This window comes from Salmonella enterica subsp. enterica serovar Typhimurium str. LT2 (genome assembly GCF_000006945.2).
GTDB classification, from domain to species: domain Bacteria; phylum Pseudomonadota; class Gammaproteobacteria; order Enterobacterales; family Enterobacteriaceae; genus Salmonella; species Salmonella enterica.
Genome location: NC_003197.2, coordinates 3,936,195 through 3,958,209, shown reverse-complemented (window position 1 = coordinate 3,958,209; position 22,015 = coordinate 3,936,195). Strand labels below are relative to the sequence as shown.

Sequence of the window (22,015 nt, the reverse complement as noted above, 5' to 3'; positions counted from 1 at the left end):
AAAGGCACTGATGTTAGCCTGCCTGACGCTACTGTGTCTGGGTGTAGGGCTTGGACATCTTTTTCATTTGTATACGGAAAAGAACCGGGATCCAGAGAAATGTACGGCGCCTGTGATTGTGTTTTATAACAACACTCAGGCTAACCTGACGCTGGATTTTATGTATTCGCTGAAAAAACGCACTGGGGTGGTTTCCATCAGCGGAACATATTACGTCGATAATAAAATGAGCGGCGTGATCCGCCGTGATGTTTCCTATGTATGGAGTGAAAATAAAGACAGCACCCATTTTATATCGACGGATATCAACAAAGTCACGCGTGACGAAACACTGTCCGATGCGGTTATCGAGACGGTTTTACCCGATTTTTATGTCTATCCAGGGAAAAGTATCAGTTACACCATCCTGACTCAGGGCCATCGTGGCTTTATGTTCACCATCGGGAAACGCCCGATATTTTTCTGTACGCATTAAGCTTTTTTGGGAGCCGTTCATGAAACCTATCAGCCAAATGAAAGCGTTTCCGGGTAAAAGCCGCTGAAGATCAGCGGCTCTGTTGTTACCTGAATCAGAAACTGTATTTCATCCCCAGCATTCCTTGGGTATCACTATAACCTGTGTCACCCACCTGTTGCGCCACGTTACCCCATACGTTCAGGCGCGGGGTAACTTGTCCTTCAATACCCACTTTCAGTTCTCCAATATTCTTCGTACCACGCATATCGCTGCTGACATCGTCCATCTTCACGCTGGCAGGCTGCGTATTATGGATCCAGTTCGCTTCCACGAATGGCTGGAACTCTCGAGATTTATCGTTATCAATAGCATTGTGGCCGTTAATATAGGCTTTTACGCCCATGCGGGTTAGCAGATTACCGGCGGTATCATCCTTGACGAGGGTACCATTGGCTTCGCGATTGTCGTCAGCCTGCACGCCCATCCATACCACCTGCGCTTTGGGCTGCAACCAGTAGCTTTGATGCGCGCTTTCACCTAACCTGAAGCTGTAACCGGCTTCAACCGAGGCGGTAATTCCTTTGGATTTATATTTCTCAGCGGCCTGATCCTGACCCATGACCTTGTTATCAAACCAGTTGTACAGCATCCAGGTATCCACATAAGCCCCAGACCGATCGATATTGTTAGCATACCAGGTGCCGTAAAGGCCGACGCTGTAACCGGTGACTTGACCACGGGAATGATAGTCACTCACGGACGACAGCGTGCGGTTCTGGCTGTTGGCATAACCTGCCATTGCACCAATATGCCAACGGTCAAGACCGTCAGTGCTCCACTGTGCCAGATCGCCTCCCAGTTGTAACACATAGCTGTTGATGCGGGTTTTTAGCTGCCCGCTGCCATCGTTGAAGCGAGTATGGGCGCCGACGTTACGCATCCACAGGCTGGTGACCTTCTTCTCACCCGTCAGCATGTCGGTGTACTGGGTTTCACCCAGACGGTCATGGAGACGCGTCATGAACAGCGTATTTGCCGCATAGTTGTTGGCAAGATAGCTGCCCACTTCCGGACGGAACTGATGTTCTGTTATCGGCGGTGTGTCAGATTGCCCTATGTCAGGAATTGTCGGATCAGGGATGACCGGGTCTACTGGCTCAGGGTCTACTGGATCAGGGTCCACCGGATCGGGAATCACAGGGTCAGGGATAACCGGGTCTACTGGATCAGGGTCCACCGGATCGGGAACGACAGGGTCAGGGATAACAGGGTCTACTGGATCAGGAATAATCGGTTCGTCCGGCTCAATGTAGCTGGTCAGATACCAGTTTTTACCTTTCTGCACCACGTTGTAGTCATAGGCTCCGGCAACAATACGGCTTGCTTTTTCGAAAGTACCGTTGGAATTGCCAGCAACGTTAACAATTTCAATACCTTCAATGGTTTGCGCCCCGGCTCCTCCAATATTATTTACTGCAACAAATGTGTTGCCTGAAGTATTGCCGAGAACCTGCAGCCTGTCCGTTTCGGAATCATCATCGTTGAGCACAGTATTAAAGACCAGCTTACCGCCGTTGCCTACATAATCTTCATTGATGGTGAGCGTTTGCCATGGTTCGCCATCTTCATGGCTGAAGTTAATGGTTGCGCCACTATTCAGCGTCAGGTCAGTGAGCGTTGAGCTGCTGGTCATATTCCAGGTCGCATCGCTCATTTGTACAGAGATAACGCCTGTGCCCGCCGTAGCGCTGGTGATGTACGACGCCCCGTCCCATCGCGAGTTGTCCGTCATATTGAGCTTAATCGTACTGTTCTGCTGCGGTAGCGTACCGCTGGCAGCGGTGGCGCCAGCAGCACGAATATCACCGTCGATGACGAAACGACCTCCTGAAGAACCGTCAACAATGCCGCCAGTCTCCGTGCTGATGGCGTAACTTTCGCTACTGTTATCGCCCGCCATAGTAATAGCCGCACCGCCTGCCAGATTAATGGCGCCTCGGGAGAGGGCGTATAAACCGGCAGGGGCTTTACTATAGGATGCAGCCTTACTGGCGCTGTTAACGCTAATAGTGGCATTCTCTCCCAAATTAACGGTAGCGTTAGTTGCATATACCGCGTGTGCGCTGGCACCGTTCACCGTAATAGTAGCGTTGTTGCCAAGCTCGGTTCTGGAGGAGGATGCTGCGTAAATCCCCGTTGAGGATGCGCCGGATGTTTCGATAGTTGCATCGTCACCCAGACGAATCAACGAACCGCTTTGTCCGGTACGCAGCCCCTCCGAACTGTCGCCGGTAGTAACAATATGCGCACGATTGCCGACGACAATCGTATTTTTGGCACGTGACGCATCCCGCATGGCGTTGGCTGTAATGCCACGTCCCTGGCTACCGGTCGTTTTGATATACAGATCGTCGCCGACGTAAATATTGGCCGATCCGGTCCAACCCTGGCCCAGTGAGTTATATCCGGCGTTAATACCGTCACCATCCTGACCATCCACGTAGATGCGGGTACGGTCACCGGTAATAATAAATACCGGGTTATCCGGAGTATTCGCGCCGTGAGTACGGATGCCATCGACGTCTCTACCATTATTCGCGGCATTCGCCGACTGCGTCCGAATGGTCAGGTCGTTGCCAAAAATCACGCCCGGACTTCCCGTCCCGCTGTTTTGAATAACCGTGACAGTGTGTTCAAACGCCTCCGCGCCCGGCCCATTAAGCGTGAGGCCATTGCCATAAACCGGGATGGTGCCGGTGTTCCACTGATAAACGTAGTTGGGCATGGTCCCGACTTTGGTGAAACCGGTACTGGCCTGAGCGGGAATAATAGCCTGTAATTCCGGCGGCAACTGACTGACCAGCCCACTGGATGGCAGACTATCAACGTCAACCCAGGCCGCCTGGGAGGGAAATACCATAGAGGCTAATGCTGCTGATACCGCTATGGCGATGAATGAGTAATTTTGGGGAGTTGGCATTCTGCCTCCTGCATTATGGCGTAAAGCGTCTTCCACATCGCAATAATATGGAAATAATAAAAATGGAAACGGATCTATAAAATATTTGATATTATTTTATGAATGCTATGCCCTAGCTTATTTTCAAGCCGCAGCTTATGCACATAAAGTTTCTTAATATCAATATTGTCAATATTTACAATCTGCTGAATACTTATTCCTGATACAAAGCGCTTCAGTAATATAAATTCCGTATAGTTAAGCGTTCGTCCACGTTTACTGTTGGCGAGCCGACCGGTAAACAAGCGGTGCATCTTTTGCTGTTGCACAATATCATCGTCATCGGAATAAATAATCCCTTGTATTTTATTGCTTTTCAAAATCCAGTAATTGGCCAGCGGAGTTAAACTTCTGTCAGAAATCAGGACAATATGCATGCCACTGTCTGCCAGACTGTCAGCCCATTGCAAATCGGTAAATCGTCGAAGATTCGGGAAAGAAAAATCAACAAAGATAAAACCGCTGGATAAATGATTGTGTCTATCAAGCAATAACTTTTCAATAAACCCTTTTTTCAGGAAAGCATTACCATCTGGCCAGATGGAAAATGCCGCATTATGACAGTATTGCACCCGTACTGCGCTGTCAGGAAATAATTGACAGGATAAATCGCAACTAATGCAATGGACAATTTGTGAAGGCTTTCTCATCATCCTGAACGACTCCTGTCGATGTTTCTATTAATATTTCATTGGTAAATAAATGTGTCAATCCAGATAATATAAAGTACTACGACTGTCAAAAGTCGCGAAATATTGTCAGTGTCATAAACTCCTGGAAAGACCTAAAATACAGCTTTAAGGAACCATGACAGATCCGACAGTCGTAATACATCATTTCGGATTCGTATTTCACTCATTGAGATTTTTATACAGTATCTCCAATATCATAAAAAATCTTAAAACAGCACTATTTGCTAAATCATGAGGGTGATAAATAACGGTTCTCAATACCATCTGTCTGCTGCCTTCGTCACTATCGGGGTGATGTGATGAAATATAAAAGTAATTCCTGTCAACCTGTAATGAATTCTTATTATTAAAACCTAATTTAAGATTTTTTCTTTTATTGCATTGTTATTCAATGACTTAATGGTGAAATTTGTGCTCTCATCAACTTCTTATATACAAATTTAAGACTCTTTTATAGAGACGCATGTAAACTTTAAGGAGGTGTAATGCTAATGCCATGAGAAAATTTTGTAACTTAATGCCGGGAGTTATACCTTGCCAATAAGTTGGTCTGACTTAATTCTGATCGTGACAGTCTGAGCAAGTGACAGACTTATTGGTCGAAGCAACTTCAGCTTCTGGCTTCTCTTTTCAATCGCTCATCTGATGAAAACTCTTTCCCGGAGCACATTAGTGAGAAACAGGATGTGGTGAAACCCAATGTCCATAGATATAGTCAGTCACTTCACAAATATCCGCCTCAGGGCAGATATCTTTAACCATTCATCCGGCTTCGGCCAACTTAATTACGGCGATGTTCTGATGCTCAGTGAGACGGGATTTACACATAGAGATTCCTTCGTTAGCAGATCGATGACGTGATCTCTAAATGTGAATAGCACGATTATGTGGGATACGTACAAAAAATTAAATGAATCGCCACAGGTTTAACAGACACCGCAGAGTCATTTAAGATAGCTTAAAGAGAGGAGCCCATGAGCGGTAAACGTTATCCCGAAGAGTTTATAATTAAAGCGGTAAAACAGGTTATTGAGCGCGGCCATTCTGTTTCCAGCGTCGCAACACGTCTTGATATTACTACCCACAGTCTTTACGCCTGGATAAAACCGCCATATTCACGACGGTATCATGCAATCACAGGAGTCTAATTTGATATCTTGGTCTGTTGAATTTATTGATTTTTATCTTGTTGGATTTTTACTGGTGCCCACTATTGTGCCCCCAAATGATTTTGCTTGTGGGGTTCGGGGCATTCTGAGCTACTTTTTAGGTTCTGTTTCCCATTGTAGCAAACCGGCGATATCCTTCTCACCTTCGGCTTCTTTTAAGCGCCGTTGTTGTTCAGCAAACTGACTATATTCCGCCTGCGCTTTTTCATCGGCCATTTTCTTAGTGACTTTACCTGCGCCTTGTAAAACCTCACGGTCGTTAAATTGCAGGAACTGATCCAGCTTATCCTGCCAGTCGCGTAAAAAGATCTGCTGACGACGACGGGCCTGATCCTCGGCAAAATCCAGCCACATGTTAACTACGCGGTTAAGCTCGCTGACTTCATCCTGAGTGAGATAATTTTTTGCCACCGTCACGTCATCCTTACGTACCTCTTCACCTTTATAGCTGGTCAGCCCCATATGCGGCTGGCTGGCGTCAGCACGCTGATGAATGAGTTCAGCAGCGGTATGTCCGGTACAGGCAAAATGCAACTTGTTCTGGATGGTTTGAAAAAATTGCGTGGTTTCTTTGAGCGATGGTTGATAGTCGGCGGCTAACGCAAAGATCTCTCGTACCCGCAAATAAACCCGACGTTCGCTGGCGCGAATATCGCGGATACGCTCCAGCATCTCATCAAAATAGTCGGGTACAGCCGATGAACCCACGGGCGGATTTTTCAGGCGCTCATCGTCCATCACAAAACCTTTGATCAGGTATTTCTGGAGCGTCTGGGTTGCCCACTGGCGGAACTGTGTGCCGCGCGGGGAACGAACGCGGTAGCCGACAGCAAGGATGACAGGCAGGCTGTAGTGAAGCCTGTTGCGGCTTACCTGACGGCTACCTTCCTGTTGAACTTGTAAGTAAGACTTACAGGTTGCGTTTTGCTCAAGTTCGCCTTCTTCATAGATCGCTTTAATGTGCTGTGTAACTGCCTGGGGAGTGATCTGATAAAGGTTGGCGATGGTTGCCTGAGGGAGCCATAGCGTCTCTTGCTCAAAGCGGCACTCCACACGAACTTCACCGTCATCGCTGGCAAACATAACAAATTCGCCTGCCGGGGATTGGGTTAAGTATTTGTCTGCCATGCCGCCTCCGCTTATATCTGACTCGCAATGCCGTAATCTGCCTAGTATGCCAGAAATTCCTGGTGAAGCTTATTACGCAGATAGCGTTTATTTTGCGGGCAGCGCCCCCGGATAATGCTTCGCCACGATATCATTCATATTCTCCACCAGATCCAGACGCTTAAATGTGATATGTCCGCTGCCCTTCTAAAAGTAGCGGATGGTGAACATATCGTCTTCAAAGACCTGCTCACGCGGATTATCGCGCACGAAGTCCATAAACCGGATAGAGACATCATGCCGGTTGTCAGGAATGGTTTTACTATCCAGCAGGTAGAGTATTCGTTCCAGATCGGCGAGCTGGTCGCGTCGCCAGCCCCAGTTCAGGCTGTAGCCCCATCGGTCATGCTTCACCAGATTGTTGACGATAATCTTCTTGCCGAAATAACAAGGATTATTGGTTTTGTACTCCTGGCTTAACCCCTTAAATACATTGATAATCCCACGTTCGAAAACATCCTGTTCCTTAACCGGAGGTTGCGGATCGACGCCCATCACGCTGTGCAGTACATCATTACTTGGCTCGCCGTAGGTCGCCCCGCTGGTATTGACGCCAGACCATTACCTTTCTCGTCCTGTTCAAGTAGGCGAACAGACTCACGTTTTACCGTGCTGATAACCTGCGGGCTATGGGTAGTGACAATAAACTGGATTAGTGGAAATGCGCTGCGCAAAGACTGGATAATTTGCTGCTGCCAGGCTGGGTGCAGGAACATATCGACTTCATCGATCAGCACAATCCCCTGTGTTTTTAAGGCGGCTTCATCGCGTAAATGGGGGTTGAGTTTGACACAGCGAAACGCGATATCCGCTACCATCGCAACCGCATTACGCAGGCCGTCGCTGAGCTGGGATAAGGGAATCTTACCGTGCTGTGGATGGTTCATCACCAATTGCTGGTTATGGCTGGAGCTGTATTCCAGATCGTGCCAGCCAGTCACTTCCTGCGTCAGACAGTTAATGGCTTGCTGGATGGCTTGAATAGCTTCTTTCATCCGCTGAACACGAACACCTTCTTTTAACTTTGCTGAAGGTGATTCAAGTTGTGTGATTTGATGTTCACGGTAGCTAAGCCATAACCAGCTATACCATTGTTCAAATTGCTTATAATTTGATGTGGCAGAAAGGCAATCGTCATAACCAGACAAACGTGAAAAGGCGCTGTTATCCAGACGCTGTTCAGTAGGCTGTGCCTCATAACGTTCCTGATACCACAAGCGAGCAGTCCCCAGATAAAGCATTAGGGGAAGCTCAACCTGCTGCAAATTATGCTCTTCACGCACCAGCGTCTGAAGTTGTTCACCCCAACGGGTAAGCTGCGCCGCTGTCTTATCTTCATGCGGCGGCTGTTCTCCTCGCTTGTCGAGCATCCAGGTTGCCGTTTTTCCACTTTCCCATTCCCCGGTAGCCGTAATCATGGCCGGAGACGACATTTCCATGTTCAGCGCTTCGGGGCGGAAAACCAGACGTACATCTTCTGTACGGATCGCCAGCGATTTATCTTTTACGTAGAGGCTGGCATCAAAACCACGAATAAAGGGAAACAGCGCCAGGCGTATCGCATCCAGCACTGTCGTCTTGCCCGCGCCATTCGGTGCAACCAGAATCGTAATGTGCTCATCAAAAGTAATATCGAGCTGTCTGAAGCAACGAAAGTTAAGCAGTGAAAGTTTGTCGATTCTCATTACACCAGCCTCACCTGTTTTTATGTTTTAGTATAATAACATCTCTTGCCTGCAATCTTGCCCGCTTTAAGCGGGCAAAGGTTACGCCTTTTATCACGTTTTAACTATTTATCCTGTTGATTAACATGGTTTTTCTAAGGAATTAATAAAATCCTTTCCTGTCGTGTCCGTAGAATATCGACAGCCTGGAGACAAGGTGACTGTTGTTGGTAACCATATTCTTTGCGATCGATACCAACTCGTTCATGTTTTTTCTTCAGAAAGTTACGGCATCGACAAACGTAGCGCCTGCGTTGATAAACGTAAGGCTATAGTGCCTTCAAGTAGATGAGTAAGCTGCGACGTTACTGCTCGTATGAACACCATCCACCCTTATGATGTGAGCCTGTACCCCCATGTGGATGTTGACCCTTTGGGCAGGCAAGCGCACTGGATGATGCCGTGACGGTAATAAAAGCGATAATCATCGCTGTAAATAATCTCTTCATATATAACTCACATTAATAAATTAGAACATATTACTACCTACTACAGAATACGCATACTTGATACGGACTTAGGGGATAATATAACGCGTACTTTAGTTTAAATTGTATCCTTCATGTGGCATAGGTTATCAGGATAGGTTTTCGTTATGAATTTTATCTGGGATATTGAAGCAACATATTGGGGGGGATATGAGTTATAAATATGTTGGTAAGCATGGCTGTGATGTTGCATTGCGGATGGGCTATAAAGAATGCCCCGATGAAAATGCTTATGGTGATGCCTATTATATTAAAGATGGGTTAAAATGGATATTTAATATAACAGGCTTAAAAAAACGGCTTGGCGTATACAGCGACGACGATCTCCGTAAACAGAACTATGATGTAGATACCTATTATCGAGTTGAAAACCAACCGGAAGAAAGTGCAGATGATGAAATGCAATCGCTATATCATAATTTAGCGGTAGAAGAAGGAGAACCCGTGTATCTGGAGGGAGGCATGTATCTTTATCCGGATGGCTCTATACGTTGATCTCATAATTTTGGCCTGGTAAGCGTATCTCTTTTGAGAAAGGATGAGCCTGTAAGTATGACCCACAAGTTCGTTTGGTGATTAGTTAAGTCCCGCCCGCGTTAGTCCTGGCGTACTTTTATCCCTTCTTTGCAGACGATATCCCACAATAAATGGACGTTCGGTTTTAGCAATCGGTAAATGGTGATTAATAAAATAATATTCCACTTTCTCTATCCACCTTTCCTTTCGTATTATATGCAAGAACTAGTCTTAATAATAAGCAAATACTTTGTCCCGAAATAGAGGACGAATGGTGGGCATGAGAGAAGGATGTTGGCGGAAGATCACAGGAGTCGAACCTGCCCGGGACCGCTGGCGGCCCCAACTGGATTTGAAGTCCAGCCGCCTCACCGGAGACGACGATCTTCCGCGCCTCGATTGCTACATGGAGGCGCGCGCATTATAGCTACTTCCTGGCGTTTCCACATCCCCTCCCGTGCTTTTTTAACTTCCCTTTCCTTCTGCCATGATCGGTTTCATATAAACCCCCATAAAATCCATTAGTTACATTTCATCACACTTTTTGACGCTACCCTGATCACAGAAAACAAGAATCGTAATTTGATAACCAAATAACGGAATATTCACGCTCGCAGGGAAGGTTTACAAAAACTGTAACCGGTATTAGTGAGCGTTGTGAGCGTTAAGGATGCGTAATGAAAAGTGAAATTCTCTCCGTTAAGGAGAAGATTGGCTATGGTATGGGCGATGCCGCCAGCCACATCATCTTTGATAACGTCATGTTATATATGATGTTCTTCTATACCGATATTTTCGGCATTCCCGCTGGTTTTGTTGGCACCATGTTTTTACTGGCGCGTGCGCTTGATGCCATCTCCGACCCTTGTATGGGCCTGCTGGCCGACCGCACCCGCTCTCGCTGGGGCAAATTCCGACCCTGGGTGCTGTTTGGCGCGTTGCCGTTTGGTATCGTTTGTGTGCTGGCTTATAGCACGCCGGATCTCAGTCTGAACGGCAAAATGATTTATGCCGCCATCACCTACACGTTGCTCACCCTTCTGTACACTGTGGTCAACATCCCTTACTGCGCGTTGGGGGGTGTAATAACCAATGACCCAACGCAGCGTATCTCCCTGCAATCCTGGCGCTTTGTGCTGGCAACGGCGGGCGGAATGCTTTCTACCGTACTGATGATGCCTCTGGTGAAACTGATTGGCGGCGAGAATAAGGCGCTGGGCTTCCAGGGGGGTATCGCGGCGCTCTCGGTGGTGGCGTTCCTGATGCTGGCGTTCTGCTTCTTTACCACCAAAGAGCGCGTTGAAGCGCCTGCCACCCATACCTCCATGCGTGAAGACCTGCGTGATATCTGGCACAACGACCAGTGGCGCATAGTCGGCCTGCTCACCATCCTGAATATTCTGGCGGTATGCGTGCGCGGCGGGGCGATGATGTATTACGTCACCTGGATATTGGGCAAACCGGGCGTGTTTGTCGCCTTCCTCACCACCTATTGCGTCGGCAACCTGATTGGCTCGGCGCTGGCAAAACCGTTGACCGACTGGAAATGCAAAGTGAGCGTTTTCTGGTGGACCAATGCTTTACTCGCAGTAATCAGCGTGGCGATGTTCTTCGTACCGATGCACGCCACGATCGCTATGTTCGTCTTTATCTTTGTGATTGGCGTATTGCACCAGTTAGTCACGCCTATCCAGTGGGTGATGATGTCTGACACCGTCGACTATGGCGAATGGTGTAACGGCAAACGCCTGACGGGGATCAGTTTTGCCGGCACGTTGTTCGTGCTGAAACTGGGTCTTGCCCTCGGCGGGGCGCTGATTGGCTGGATGCTGGCAGGCGGCGGTTACGACGCGGCGGCGAAAACGCAAAACAGCGCCACGATCAGCATCATCATCGCTCTGTTCACTATCGTCCCGGCCATCTGTTATCTGCTGAGCGCCGCGATCGCTAAACGCTACTACACCCTGAAAAGCCCGTTCCTGAAAACCATTCTGGAACAACTGGCGCAGGGCGCACACCGTAATGAACAAGAATTTACCCATAAAGAATTGCAGAACTAAAGGAACAGACTATGAAAATTAGCGACGGAAACTGGCTGATCCAGCCTGGCCTTAATTTGATTCACCCGGTTCAGGTGTTCGACGTTGAACAGCACGGGAATGAGATGGTGATCTATGCCGCGCCGCGTGATGTCCGCGAACGAACCTGGCAACTGGATACCCCGTTGTTTACCCTACGCTTTTTCTCGCCGCAGGAAGGAGTGATAGGTGTACGGATGGAACACTTCCAGGGCGCTTTGGATAACGGCCCACATTATCCGCTCAATGTCTTGCAAGATATCAACGTGGAGATGCAGAACAACGCCGAATTTGCCGAACTCAAGAGCGGCAGCCTGAGCGTGCGCGTCACCAAAGGCGAGATCTGGTCACTGGATTTTCTGCGTAACGGTGTACGTATCACCGGTAGTCAGTTGAAAAATAACGGCTATGTGCAGGACACCAATAGCGGGCGCAACTACATGTTCGAGCGTCTGGATCTCGGCGTGGGCGACACCGTCTACGGGCTTGGCGAGCGCTTTACCGCGCTGGTGCGTAACGGTCAGACGGTGGAGACCTGGAACCGCGACGGCGGCACCAGCACCGAGCAATCGTACAAGAATATCCCGTTCTATATCACCAACCGTGGCTACGGTGTGCTGGTGAATCATCCGCAGTGCGTGTCGTTTGAAATTGGCTCCGAGAAAGTCTCCAAAGTTCAGTTCAGCGTCGAGAGCGAGTATCTGGAATACTTCGTCATCGACGGCCCGACCCCGAAAGACGTGCTGAACCGCTATACCCAATTTACGGGTCGTCCGGCGCTGCCGCCCGCCTGGTCGTTTGGCCTGTGGCTGACCACCTCATTCACCACCAACTACGACGAAGCGACCGTTAACAGTTTTATCGACGGTATGGCCGAGCGCAATCTGCCGCTGCACGTCTTCCACTTCGACTGTTTCTGGATGAAGGCCTTCCAGTGGTGCGATTTTGAATGGGACCCGGTGACTTTCCCCGATCCGAAAGGGATGATTCGCCGCCTGAAAGCGAAAGGGCTGAAAGTCTGCGTGTGGATTAACCCCTACATCGGCCAGAAATCCCCGGTCTTCCAGGAGCTGAAAGAGAAAGGATATTTGCTAAAACGCCCGGACGGCTCCTTGTGGCAGTGGGATAAATGGCAGCCGGGACTGGCGATTTACGACTTCACCAACCCGCAAGCCTGCGAATGGTATGCCGACAAGCTGAAGGGCCTGGTGGAGATGGGAGTGGACTGCTTCAAAACTGACTTCGGCGAACGCATTCCAACGGATGTGCAGTGGTTTGATGGTTCAGATCCACAGAAAATGCACAACCATTATGCCTACATCTACAACGAACTGGTGTGGAACGTGCTGAAAGAGACCGTCGGCGTTGAAGAGGCGGTGCTGTTCGCCCGTTCCGCCTCGGTGGGCGCGCAACAGTTCCCGGTGCACTGGGGCGGCGACTGCTACGCCAACTACGAATCGATGGCGGAAAGCCTGCGCGGCGGGCTGTCCATCGGCCTGTCAGGGTTTGGCTTCTGGAGTCATGATATTGGCGGATTCGAGAATACCGCGCCGGCGCATGTCTACAAGCGGTGGTGCGCATTCGGCTTGCTCTCCAGCCACAGCCGCCTGCACGGTAGCAAATCCTACCGGGTTCCGTGGGCCTATGACGACGAGTCCTGTGACGTGGTGCGCTTCTTCACTGAACAGAAGTGCCGGATGATGCCGTATCTGTATCGGGAAGCGGCGCGTGCCAACGAAGCCGGTACGCCAATGATGCGGGCGATGATGCTGGAGTTCCCGGACGATCCGGCGTGTGATTATCTTGATCGCCAGTACATGCTGGGAGATGCGGTCATGGTAGCGCCGGTATTTAGTGAAGCGGGCGACGTGGAGTTCTACCTGCCAGAAGGCCGCTGGACGCACCTGTGGCGCAACGATGAAGTGCAGGGCAGCCGCTGGCATAAACAGCAGCATGACTTCCTGAGTCTGCCAGTGTACGTGCGTGACAATACACTACTGGCGCTGGGCAACAATAGCCAGAAGCCCGATTACGCCTGGCATGAGGGTACGGCCTTCCAGTTATTCCATCTGGATGACGGCTGCGAAGCGGTCTGCGAAGTCCCTGCTACGGATGGTTCGACAATCTTTACGCTGCAGGCGAAACGCACAGGCAATACCATTACGGTGAGCGGCGAAGGCAAGGCGCGCAACTGGACGCTGTGTCTGCGTAATATTACGCAGATTAGCGGTACCAAATGCGGCTCATATGCGGGAAGTGAACTGGGCGTAGTGGTCACCCCGCAGGGAAATGAAGTGGTGATTACGCTTTAAATCTGAATCGCCGGATGGCGCCGTGAGCTGCGCTTATCCGGCCTACAAATGAGCAAGAACCGTAAGCCCGGTAAGCGCCATCGCCACCGGGCAAGCCCTCAATTACAGCGTTGGCTCCGTTGACGTAACTTCCCCGCCGGACACCACGCCCGCTTGCATCGTCTGTGTTATCTGCTGCTTTTGTGCGTTGACCGCGTGTAATTGCCCGTTTACCGTCGGTTTCAACGGCGCATCGGCCTGAATATTGCCGCTGGCCGTGAGCTGAATATTGCCATCGCCAGCAATCGGTAATGCCGGCCAGCCCCACTGCTGTAGCACATCCATTGGTACGCCGCGTCCGTTCAGGCTGATTTGCGTCTGACGCTGCGGCAGTTGCGATACGCTGGCAGTGGCTTCCAGTATCCCTTTTCCAGTAAACGCGCTCAGATCGCTGATGTTGACCGTGCTGGCATTAGCCGTCAACGACAGCGACGGGCGGCGCACGTCCACACGGTTAAAGGTTGCCGCTGCGGCGTTGAGGGTCGCATTGCCGCTCCAGACGCCCCATTGATGATGTTGTACCAGCTCCAGGTTTGCGCCGTAGCCGTCCAGAGCGGTGATTTGCCACGGGAAGGCCGGGTCGATATCAATCACCAGATTGCGGCTGGCGCTGAATTTTTTCAGCGTCAGGCTGTTCAACCAGTCGGGCAGCGGCTTCATCCATAACTGCTTCCAGTTTTCCGGCAGCGTATACTCCAGCCCGGCGATAGCGGTATCGTCCAGAATAAGCGCTTTGCCTTCGCGTAACCAGGCGCCGGAAGTTCTGACCATACCGCCTTCCCAGCGGGTAGTGAACTGGCGTAGCGCAACGCCCTGTGGTGAAAATTCGGCGTTCAGGATTGGATCGAGCAAGTGCAGTGAGCCGTAAATAAACTCGCTGGCATTCATCGATAATTTACCTTCCTGGCTTTGCCAGTCTTCTTTGCGCAGAGTCAGATTGCGCAAACTCAGGTCAAGATCGGTGACTGCCCAGTCTGGTCCTTGCAGGCTGGAGTCCGTCACTTCAAGACGACTAATCTGCAAAGATGGAACCGTAGTAAGCGGCGCGAAAAACTCGCTCAGGGATTTATCGCTTTGTAACCGAATATCATTCAGCCGCAGATTTTCAACGACCCAACTACCATCAGCGTTACGCCGGGCGACGCCGGTTAACGCTCCGCGCGCCATATCGGCGCCGACGGTGTTTAACATCACCTGATTATGGTCGATACTGCCTTCAATAAGCACATTCGTGGCGGGAACGTCGTTTAACGTCAGCGAACCAGCGCTCAGTTGGATCTGGGCTTTATTGCCCAATACCCGACCGGCCTCGGGGCGCCAGGGCATAACGCCGCCGTTAACGCGCTGGGCGCTCAATCGCCATTCGCTACCGGGGCTATTGAGCGCCATATTGCGAAGTTGCAGGCGGTCGGCCTCAAACGGGAAAGGGGCGGTTTGCACTGAAATATTCAGCGTGCCGTCCTGTAACAGAATCGTGTCGACATGCAGCGGCGCGGTTAACTGGCGAATGCTCAGACCGATATCTACGGTTTTCGCGACCAGGGTAGCAGGCTGACCATCACGACCAAAGGTCACATTCTCCAGTAAAAGATGGGATGGGGCGGAAAAACGATGATCCATCACGTCGAATGTGAGGTGATAACCGCTGTTCTCTGATACCCAGTTGCTGACATGATCTGCGCCCCAGCGCGTTTGCAGCAGAAAATAAAAGCCGAAAATCACCACTAAACAGGCGATCAGCACGTAGAGAAGCAACCTCCCAATCAATTTCATGGTCTTCCATCCCGTGAAATGCACATAGGGGATTTATGCACGATTTGCGTGCAATCCTCAAGACAGGAATGGTGAAAGAGCGTTACAGCAGCGGCGAATCGTGTCGCCGCCGCAGGGTTTTTACGGTTTTTCCGGCGGGAGAATCAGGTTCAGCACGATAGCCGTGATGCCGCCAGCGGCAATTCCGGATGAGAGCAGATTTTTCACCCATTCCGGCGCGAACTGCAGGATCTGCGGCTGTTGCGAGACGCCAAGACCCACGGCCAGCGACAGGGCGATAATCAGAATCGCGCGGCGGTTCAGTGGCTCACGCGAGACAATACGCACCCCGGAGGCGGCAATGGTGCCGAACATCACCAACGTGGCGCCGCCGAGCACCGGTTCCGGGATATGCTGCACAAAACCGCTTACCGCCGGGAACAGGCCGAGTACAATCAGCATCAGCGCGACGACAAATCCCACATAGCGACTGGCGACGCCGGTCAACTGAATGACGCCGTTGTTCTGACCGAAACAGGAATTCGGGAACGTATTAAATACCGCTGAAACAAATGAGTTCAGGCCGTTAGCCAGTACGCCGCCCTTTAGCCGTTTCATGTACAAGGGGCCGGATACCGGCTGCTCGGAGACATCAGAGGTGGCGGTGATGTCGCCGATGGTCTCCAGCGACGTAATCATAAAGACCAGCATCAACGGCAGTAACAGGTTCCAGTCAATGCCCAGACCATAATACAGCGGGGTCGGCACCATCAGGATGTCCTGTGAGACCGGCGCGTTATTCTCAGGCAACATGCCCATAAACCAGGCCAAAAGATAGCCTGCCGCCATGGCAATAACCAAAGAAGCCACGCGCAGGTAGGGATTACGCTGCCGATTCAGCAGGATGATAATGGCCAGGACGACGCCGGCCAGTAACAGGTTTTTCGGTGCGCCAAAGGTGTTGTCGCTCATGGCGGCATAGCCGCCGCCGATGGAAGTTAGCCCCACCTGAATCAGCGACAGGCCAATAATCATCACCACGACGCCGGAGACTAACGGCGTGATAATCCGGCGCGCCAGATGTAGAATGCGAGAAAGCACCATCTCGGTGCAGCTTGCCAGCATCAGCGTGCCGAACAGCGCCGCCATCATCGTCGGGACGTCCGCGCCGCCGGTTTTCAGCGCGGTACCGCCCATAATCAGCGGGGCGACAAAGTTAAAACTGGTTCCCTGGATGGATAACAGCCCCGATCCTACCGGCCCCCACGCTTTGATTTGAATAATAGAGGCTACGCCGGAGGCGAACAGCGACATGCTGATAATGTGCTGCGTATCCTGCGCCGGTAAACCCAACGCCTGGCAGATTAACAGCGCTGGCGTGATTACCGCGACAAACATGGCCAGCAGATGCTGACAAGCGGCAAAAAGGGTTTGAGGGAGCGGCGGGCGATCTTCAAGACGGTAAATTAATTCGCTGTTTTGCGTCTGCGCAACCGGTTGCGCATCTGCCGGCTCGATGGCGTTAACGGACATCAGGGACATTCTCGTGGTGGAAAAGCGGTGATTTTATCTGACCAGATGGTAAAAGCAAACGATTGCGAGCGAATATTCTTAATATTTAAAAAAGATAAATGCACCTTTTTATATAACTTTTTGCCTTTTTCTGCTTAAAATCCATGCCGAAGACTCGCAAAGAGCTAAAAAACTGACTCAGGAAATGATTTGTGCGCACATGTCACAGCGCACTACAGGAGCTTTAAATGTTTGAACTCGATACCTTATCGACCCTTGTCGCCGCCACGCTGGTGCTGCTACTGGGTCGCAAGCTGGTCCAGTCTGTCTCCTTATTGAAGAAATATACGATTCCGGAACCGGTGGCGGGGGGATTACTGGTCGCGGTTGCTCTGCTGGTACTGAAAAAAAGCGTCGGTTGGGAGGTCAACTTTGATATGACCCTGCGCGATCCGTTGATGCTGGCGTTTTTCGCGACGATCGGCCTTAACGCTAACCTTGCCAGCCTGCGCAAGGGGGGACGCGTTGTTGGCGTCTTCCTGGTCGTCGTGGTCGGATTACTGCTGATGCAGAATGCCATCGGTATCGGCATGGCGAGTCTGTTGGGGCTGGACCCGTTAATGGGGCTGATTGCCGGGTCAATTACGCTGTCCGGCGGACACGGTACCGGCGCGGCGTGGAGTAAACTGTTTGTCGAACGTTATGGTTTTGCCAGTGCCACCGAAGTTGCGATGGCATGTGCAACCTTTGGCCTGGTGCTGGGCGGGTTGATTGGCGGCCCGGTAGCGCGTTATCTGGTGAAACACTCCACCACGCCGGATGGAATGCCTGACGATCAGGCCGTGCCGACAGCCTTTGAAAAGCCGGATGTGGGCCGTATGATCACCTCTCTGGTGCTAATCGAAACCATCGCCCTGATTGCTATCTGTTTGACCGTGGGCAAAATCGTAGCGCAGCTACTGGCGGGAACGGTGCTTGAACTGCCGGTCTTCGTTTGTGTGCTATTTGTTGGGGTGATCCTCAGCAATGGCCTGGCGCTGGTGGGTTTTTATCGCGTATTTGAGCGTGCTGTTTCGGTGCTGGGGAACGTGAGTTTGTCACTGTTTCTGGCAATGGCGCTGATGAGCCTGAAGCTGTGGGAACTGGCGTCACTGGCGCTGCCGATGCTGGCGATTCTGGTGGTACAGACCATCTTCATGGCGCTGTACGCGATCTTCGTCACCTGGCGCATGATGGGGAAAAACTATGATGCGGCGGTGCTGGCGGCGGGTCACTGCGGTTTTGGCCTTGGCGCAACGCCGACCGCCATTGCTAATATGCAGGCGATTACCGACCGTTTTGGCCCCTCGCATATGGCGTTCCTGGTGGTGCCGATGGTCGGCGCGTTCTTTATCGATATCGTCAATGCGTTGGTGATCAAGCTGTACCTGATGCTGCCAATGTTTGCCGGATAAAGATGAAAAAACGTTGCCGTCAACCTGAAACCCTGCGTGAACGCTGCCGTCATATTTTTGGCGATGAGCCGCCGGTTCTTAACGTGTGGGAAGCGGAGTTTGACTATGCCGATGCTGAGTTGCAGGCGCTGGCGGCGACGGACTGGCGGCAGATTACCGATTGGCATCTGAGCGTTTATTATGTGCTGAATCTGGTTTACCACGAACCGATGCAGCCGGAATTGTTTCGTTATCTGTTTCCGCTGTGCCTTGCCTGTTGGCGCGAAACGCTGTTAACCCATGGCTATGGCGATCACTTCGAGGAGTCTTTCCTGCGTGCGTTACGGCGGCCTTATCTCTGGCGGGAAATGATGGATGCCGCTCAGCGTCAGCAGGTACGGCATTTTTTGCTGGAGACCATGCTGGCGCGAATCAATCACGAGCGCGGTTTCAACTCTCCGCTGACCTGGCTGGATACCTTCAATGTTCTCGGCGGCATTGCGCCGTTTATCCGTTCGCTCTGGAATCAGTGGTGGTTACTGGATACGCCGGGTAAAGCGGTATGCGCGTTGCAGTACGCCGCACATTTAATTTATCCGGTAGAGGTTAACCCGCTTTGGCCAGAAGGCTCGTGGCAGTGGCAACCGCCATTAGGTGCGACGGAAGAACCGTGGTTGGAAAATAATCTGGCGTTTTTAACCCGGCAGTTAACGTCGGAGATGATCCTCGACGGGGTGCAGAAGGCGGCGGAAATGCTGCGGGACGAGCCGGAGAGTGCGATGGCAACGCGTATCTCGCGCGATGCCCTGGCAGCCCAGGACGTTATCGCTATCCAGATTGAGGATCTTCTGTTGGCTCTGTCGCGCGGCGAATAGGATTAGGCGTTGGAATAACGTTCGGTTTCCGGCATCCAGCGCTCAATCAGCGCTTGTGCCTGCTGTGGATAACGTTCGTGAATATGACGGGCAATACGCTGAACTTCGGGGATCATGGCTTGATCGCGCAGCAAATCAGCTACTTTAAATTCGGCGTTACCCGTCTGGCGCGTGCCCAGTAATTCCCCCGGGCCGCGAATCTCTAAATCTTTTTGTGCAATCACAAAGCCGTCGTTGCTGTCGCGCAATACCTGTAAACGCTTCTGCGCCGTTTTCGACAGCGGCGATTTATAGAGCAGCACGCAGTGCGATGCGACCGCGCCACGGCCAACGCGCCCTCTGAGCTGGTGTAACTGCGCCAGGCCCAGTCGCTCCGGGTTTTCAATAATCATCAGGCTGGCGTTAGGAACATCGACCCCCACCTCAATCACCGTAGTGGCGACCAGCAGATGCAGTTCGCCCTGCTTAAAGGCCTGCATCACCGCCTGTTTTTCGGCGGGCTTCATGCGGCCGTGTACCAGGCCGATATTCAACTCCGGTAACGCCAGCTTGAGCTCCTCCCAGGTGGCTTCCGCTGCCTGCGCTTCCAGCAGGTCTGACTCTTCAATCAGCGTACAGACCCAGTAGGCCTGACGGCCTTCGGTTGTGCAGGCGTTGCGCACACGATCAATGATTTCATGGCGACGGGTATCCGGAATCGCAACGGTAGTGACAGGGGTACGGCCCGGCGGTAGCTCGTCAATCACCGAGGTATCGAGATCGGCGTAGGCAGTCATCGCCAGGGTGCGCGGAATGGGCGTTGCGGTCATAATCAACTGATGCGGATGAAAGCCCTGCTGCTGGCCTTTTTCCCACAATGCCAGCCGCTGGTGGACGCCAAAGCGGTGCTGCTCATCGATAATAACCAGCGCCAGCCCGTTAAACTGCACCTGTTCCTGGAAGATAGCGTGGGTGCCGACAATCATCTGCACCTGACCGCTGGCAATAGCCTCTTGCTGCGCCTGACGCGCTTTACCTTTTTGCTTACCGGCCAGCCAACCCACTTCAACGCCCAACGGTTCGAACCAGTTGCGGAAATTATTTGCGTGCTGTTCAGCCAGCAATTCGGTCGGCGCCATCAGCGCCACCTGCTTACCGTGGGCAATAGCGCGCAAGGCGGCAAGCGCCGCAACCAACGTTTTACCGGAACCCACGTCGCCCTGAACCAGACGCATCATCGGCACATCCAGCGCCATATCACGTTCGATCTCTGCTACCACCCGCGCCTGCGCGCTGGTGGGTTTAAACGGCAACGACGCCAGCAGCTTGTCTTTCAATATGTTGTTGGTACTTAGCGGCTGAGCGTGGTAGCGCTGCGCGCCTGCGCGAAGCGCCAGCATACTGAGATTATGCGCCAGTAGCTCTTCAAGAATAAGCCGCCGCTGCGCCGGGTGTTTGCCGGTTTCTAAATCGGCGAGCTGGAGCGTCGGCGGCGGGCGATGCAAGGTACGTAGCGCCTCCGGCAGGCTCATCATACCCTGCGCCAGTTCCGGCGGCAGTAGTTCGGCAATGGCGCAGGTGTCGAGCAACTCCAGCGCCTGATCGGTAAGCTTGCGCAGTGTCGCTTGCTTCACGCCCTCGGTGGTCGGATAGACGGGGGTGAGCGTTTCCTGAAGTTCCGGCGTGCTGAGATCGCCCTGCAGGCGATATTCCGGATGGATCATCTCTGCGCCATACTTGCCGCGCTTCGCTTCCCCGTAGGCCAGCACACGTCGTCCCGTCGCCAGGCTGTTTTTCATCGCTGCGTTAAAATTGAAAAAGCGCATGGTAAGAATGCCGGAACCGTCGCTAATCTGGCAGGTCATCATCCGACGACCGCCGAAAGTGATATTGCAGTTCAGCACTTCGCCTTCAACGGTGGCGTAGATGCCAGGCAGCAGTTCGCCAATGGGGTAGAGATGGGTGCGGTCTTCGTAACGCAGAGGGAGGTGGAGCAGGAGGTCCTGCACGGTGTGCAGGCCAATTTTCGCCAGTTTACTGCTTTGCGCTGCGCCGACGCCTGTCAGGGAATTGAGCGGAACAGCGTCTAACAAGCGGCCTGACATGGTGATTACCCTGCCGCCTGCATCGTCGCCCACCAGTCAGCATCGGCGTCGATTTCGCCCTGCTGATTGACGCGAGGATAAGGCAGACCTTTACGTTTAGCGACTTTCGCCAGCACCGGATAACCACCCTCAAACAGCAGGCGCTGCTGTTCATCTTCCGGCAACATGCTATTTTCACGCAGATACATGCCCGCGTTCTGTCGCTGGCGCTGGGCTTCATAAAGAATGAGCGCGGAGGCGACGGAAACGTTCAGCGACTGTACCATGCCGATCATCGGAATGATGATATCCCGATCCGCCAGGGCTAATGCTTCCTGAGTAATACCGGTTTTCTCCTGACCCATCAGAATACAGGTCGGGCGCGTGTAATCAATCTCGCGAAAGTCTACGGCCTTATCAGAAAGATGGGTTGCCAGAATCTGCATTCCCCGACTTTTCAAATGGGCTACCGCATCGCCAATGGTACGGTGAGTTTTCACCTGTACCCAACTGTTGCTGCCCGCCGCCGCAGAAGCCATGGTGCGCATCCGGCTACCTGGCCAGATGGCATGGACTTCATGGACGCCAACGGCATCTGCGGTACGAATGATTGCAGAAACGTTATGAGGTTTGTGGACTTGCTCCATGCAGACCGTGAGATCAGGCTGACGCCTGGCGAGCATTTCGCATATACGCGCATAACGTTTTGGATTCATAGC

At 51.9% G+C, this 22,015-nt stretch carries 15 protein-coding genes, 1 tRNA gene and 13 other annotated features; of the genes, 6 read left to right on the top strand and 10 right to left on the bottom strand.

Annotation, left to right across the window (positions count from 1 at the left end; genetic code table 11):
• The first annotated feature begins 1 nt into the window (after position 1).
• Positions 2-7 (top strand) — a ribosome-binding site (putative RBS for fidL; RegulonDB:STMS1H003728).
• The gene (gene fidL, locus STM3758) for a putative inner membrane protein (protein ID NP_462657.1) occupies positions 2-475 on the top strand. Within the gene, positions 11-475 belong to an annotated coding region; the region does not span the whole gene. Its footprint overlaps the feature before it by 6 nt.
• A gap of 94 nt (positions 476-569) precedes the next feature.
• Here the strand turns inward: fidL and misL are convergent.
• The 5 genes from misL to sugR form a co-directional block, all read right to left on the bottom strand.
• The gene (misL, locus tag STM3757; protein NP_462656.1) for a putative autotransported protein occupies positions 570-3,445 on the bottom strand. Within the gene, positions 570-3,437 belong to an annotated coding region; the region does not span the whole gene.
• Positions 3,440-3,445: a ribosome-binding site (putative RBS for misL; RegulonDB:STMS1H003727), on the bottom strand. It overlaps the preceding gene by 6 nt.
• A 66-nt stretch (positions 3,446-3,511) precedes the next feature.
• The gene (rmbA, locus tag STM3756) for a putative cytoplasmic protein (RefSeq protein NP_462655.1) occupies positions 3,512-4,144 on the bottom strand. Within the gene, positions 3,512-4,129 belong to an annotated coding region; the region does not span the whole gene.
• Positions 4,139-4,144 (bottom strand) — a ribosome-binding site (putative RBS for rmbA; RegulonDB:STMS1H003726). (Overlaps the previous gene by 6 nt.)
• A 1,283-nt stretch (positions 4,145-5,427) precedes the next feature.
• The gene (gene rhuM / locus STM3755; RefSeq protein NP_462654.1) for a putative cytoplasmic protein occupies positions 5,428-6,471 on the bottom strand. Within the gene, positions 5,428-6,465 belong to an annotated coding region; the region does not span the whole gene.
• Positions 6,466-6,471 (bottom strand) — a ribosome-binding site (putative RBS for rhuM; RegulonDB:STMS1H003725). Its footprint overlaps the gene before it by 6 nt.
• A 180-nt stretch (positions 6,472-6,651) precedes the next feature.
• The gene (locus tag STM3754) at positions 6,652-7,002 is read right to left on the bottom strand and encodes a putative cytoplasmic protein (protein ID NP_462653.1); all 351 of its coding nucleotides are present in this window, start codon (positions 7,000-7,002) and stop codon (positions 6,652-6,654) included.
• The gene (sugR, locus tag STM3753) for an ATP binding protein (protein ID NP_462652.1) occupies positions 6,999-8,196 on the bottom strand. Within the gene, positions 6,999-8,189 belong to an annotated coding region; the region does not span the whole gene. The genes STM3754 and sugR overlap by 4 nt, the downstream gene beginning before the upstream one ends.
• Positions 8,191-8,196: a ribosome-binding site (putative RBS for sugR; RegulonDB:STMS1H003724), on the bottom strand. Its footprint overlaps the gene before it by 6 nt.
• A gap of 666 nt (positions 8,197-8,862) precedes the next feature.
• Positions 8,863-8,868 (top strand) — a ribosome-binding site (putative RBS for STM3752; RegulonDB:STMS1H003723).
• Between sugR and STM3752 the strand changes: the two genes are divergently transcribed.
• Positions 8,863-9,211 (top strand): putative cytoplasmic protein gene (locus tag STM3752; RefSeq protein ID NP_462651.1). Within the gene, positions 8,867-9,211 belong to an annotated coding region; the region does not span the whole gene. (Overlaps the previous feature by 6 nt.)
• 320 nt (positions 9,212-9,531) lie before the next feature.
• Here STM3752 and selC read toward each other — a convergent pair.
• Positions 9,532-9,622: transfer RNA gene (gene selC, locus STM3751), tRNA-OTHER, on the bottom strand.
• Between the two features lie 276 nt (positions 9,623-9,898).
• Positions 9,899-9,904, top strand: a ribosome-binding site (putative RBS for yicJ; RegulonDB:STMS1H003721).
• Here selC and yicJ point away from each other — a divergent pair.
• Positions 9,899-11,292 (top strand): putative GPH family transport protein gene (gene yicJ, locus STM3750; protein NP_462650.1). Within the gene, positions 9,910-11,292 belong to an annotated coding region; the region does not span the whole gene. (Overlaps the previous feature by 6 nt.)
• Positions 11,292-11,297: a ribosome-binding site (putative RBS for yicI; RegulonDB:STMS1H003720), on the top strand. (Overlaps the previous gene by 1 nt.)
• Positions 11,292-13,622 (top strand): putative alpha-xylosidase gene (gene yicI / locus STM3749; RefSeq protein ID NP_462649.1). Within the gene, positions 11,304-13,622 belong to an annotated coding region; the region does not span the whole gene. It overlaps the preceding feature by 6 nt. The genes yicJ and yicI overlap by 1 nt, the downstream gene beginning before the upstream one ends.
• Before the next feature lie 102 nt (positions 13,623-13,724).
• Here the strand turns inward: yicI and yicH are convergent.
• Both yicH and yicE read right to left on the bottom strand, forming a co-directional pair.
• Positions 13,725-15,444, bottom strand: a protein-coding gene (gene yicH / locus STM3748; protein NP_462648.1) for a putative inner membrane protein. Within the gene, positions 13,725-15,434 belong to an annotated coding region; the region does not span the whole gene.
• Positions 15,439-15,444 (bottom strand) — a ribosome-binding site (putative RBS for yicH; RegulonDB:STMS1H003719). Its footprint overlaps the gene before it by 6 nt.
• 110 nt (positions 15,445-15,554) lie before the next feature.
• Positions 15,555-16,962 (bottom strand): putative NCS2 family purine/xanthine transport protein gene (gene yicE, locus STM3747; protein NP_462647.1). Within the gene, positions 15,555-16,946 belong to an annotated coding region; the region does not span the whole gene.
• Positions 16,957-16,962: a ribosome-binding site (putative RBS for yicE; RegulonDB:STMS1H003718), on the bottom strand. (Overlaps the previous gene by 6 nt.)
• A gap of 199 nt (positions 16,963-17,161) precedes the next feature.
• Positions 17,162-17,167: a ribosome-binding site (putative RBS for gltS; RegulonDB:STMS1H003717), on the top strand.
• Between yicE and gltS the strand changes: the two genes are divergently transcribed.
• Both gltS and STM3745 read left to right on the top strand, forming a co-directional pair.
• Positions 17,162-18,379, top strand: a protein-coding gene (gene gltS / locus STM3746; protein NP_462646.1) for a GltS family glutamate transport protein. Within the gene, positions 17,174-18,379 belong to an annotated coding region; the region does not span the whole gene. (Overlaps the previous feature by 6 nt.)
• Positions 18,376-18,381: a ribosome-binding site (putative RBS for STM3745; RegulonDB:STMS1H003716), on the top strand. Its footprint overlaps the gene before it by 4 nt.
• Positions 18,376-19,233 (top strand): putative cytoplasmic protein gene (locus STM3745; RefSeq protein NP_462645.1). Within the gene, positions 18,382-19,233 belong to an annotated coding region; the region does not span the whole gene. (Overlaps the previous feature by 6 nt.) Before gltS ends, STM3745 begins: the two co-directional genes overlap by 4 nt.
• Positions 19,234-19,235: 2 nt before the next feature.
• Here the strand turns inward: STM3745 and recG are convergent.
• Together recG and spoU are read right to left on the bottom strand one after the other, a co-directional pair.
• Positions 19,236-21,337 (bottom strand): DNA helicase gene (gene recG, locus STM3744; protein ID NP_462644.1). Within the gene, positions 19,236-21,317 belong to an annotated coding region; the region does not span the whole gene.
• Positions 21,323-22,012: a putative tRNA/rRNA methyltransferase gene (gene spoU / locus STM3743; RefSeq protein ID NP_462643.1), complete on the bottom strand. Its 690-nt coding sequence runs from the start codon at positions 22,010-22,012 to the stop codon at positions 21,323-21,325. Before spoU ends, recG begins: the two co-directional genes overlap by 15 nt.
• Positions 21,332-21,337, bottom strand: a ribosome-binding site (putative RBS for recG; RegulonDB:STMS1H003715). Its footprint overlaps the gene before it by 6 nt.
• Positions 22,013-22,015: the final 3 nt, after the last annotated feature.

Coding starts and splice junctions, on each gene's coding strand:
- fidL (NP_462657.1), top strand. CDS start 11: ATGTTAGCCTGCCTGACGCTACTGTGTCTGGGTGTAGGGCTTGGACAT.
- misL (NP_462656.1), bottom strand. CDS start 3,437: ATGCCAACTCCCCAAAATTACTCATTCATCGCCATAGCGGTATCAGCA.
- rmbA (NP_462655.1), bottom strand. CDS start 4,129: ATGATGAGAAAGCCTTCACAAATTGTCCATTGCATTAGTTGCGATTTA.
- rhuM (NP_462654.1), bottom strand. CDS start 6,465: ATGGCAGACAAATACTTAACCCAATCCCCGGCAGGCGAATTTGTTATG.
- sugR (NP_462652.1), bottom strand. CDS start 8,189: ATGAGAATCGACAAACTTTCACTGCTTAACTTTCGTTGCTTCAGACAG.
- STM3752 (NP_462651.1), top strand. CDS start 8,867: ATGAGTTATAAATATGTTGGTAAGCATGGCTGTGATGTTGCATTGCGG.
- yicJ (NP_462650.1), top strand. CDS start 9,910: ATGAAAAGTGAAATTCTCTCCGTTAAGGAGAAGATTGGCTATGGTATG.
- yicI (NP_462649.1), top strand. CDS start 11,304: ATGAAAATTAGCGACGGAAACTGGCTGATCCAGCCTGGCCTTAATTTG.
- yicH (NP_462648.1), bottom strand. CDS start 15,434: ATGAAATTGATTGGGAGGTTGCTTCTCTACGTGCTGATCGCCTGTTTA.
- yicE (NP_462647.1), bottom strand. CDS start 16,946: ATGTCCGTTAACGCCATCGAGCCGGCAGATGCGCAACCGGTTGCGCAG.
- gltS (NP_462646.1), top strand. CDS start 17,174: ATGTTTGAACTCGATACCTTATCGACCCTTGTCGCCGCCACGCTGGTG.
- STM3745 (NP_462645.1), top strand. CDS start 18,382: ATGAAAAAACGTTGCCGTCAACCTGAAACCCTGCGTGAACGCTGCCGT.
- recG (NP_462644.1), bottom strand. CDS start 21,317: ATGTCAGGCCGCTTGTTAGACGCTGTTCCGCTCAATTCCCTGACAGGC.
- spoU (NP_462643.1), bottom strand. CDS start 22,012: ATGAATCCAAAACGTTATGCGCGTATATGCGAAATGCTCGCCAGGCGT.